We start from the raw sequence: 301 nt of genomic DNA, 5'->3' as shown, positions 1-301 counted from the left end.
CACCAGTGCGGGCTACTTTCCGCGCATCGCGGGCAAACCGCAGGCCTACTTGTTCAACCAGCTGGTCAACTTCCGCCAGGGACGGCGCACCAACCCGTCGATGAATCACCTGCTTGCGCACCTGTCCGATGAATACCTGGCGGAGATCGCGGCTTATTTCGCGGCGCAGCGGCCGCCGTACGCCCCCGCGCGCGCCGCCGGCGCGTCCCGGGCAACGCTCGCGCGCGGCGAGCGGCTCGCCACGGCCGGCGACCCGGCACGAAAGGTTCCGGCCTGCATTGCGTGCCACGGGCAAAAGCTG

1 protein-coding gene is annotated in these 301 nt (G+C 69.8%); it reads left to right on the top strand.

Annotation, left to right across the window (positions count from 1 at the left end):
• On the top strand, nucleotides 1–301 hold a 301-nt coding region (locus D0817_RS27185), incomplete at both ends, for a c-type cytochrome (RefSeq protein ID WP_497756111.1).

The sequence above is a fragment of the Flavobacterium cupreum genome, from assembly GCF_003996965.1.
Lineage (GTDB): Bacteria > Bacteroidota > Bacteroidia > Flavobacteriales > Flavobacteriaceae > Flavobacterium > Flavobacterium cupreum.
The sequence above is the reverse complement of the archived record's forward strand: the minus strand, read 5'-3'. Positions and strand labels throughout refer to the sequence as shown.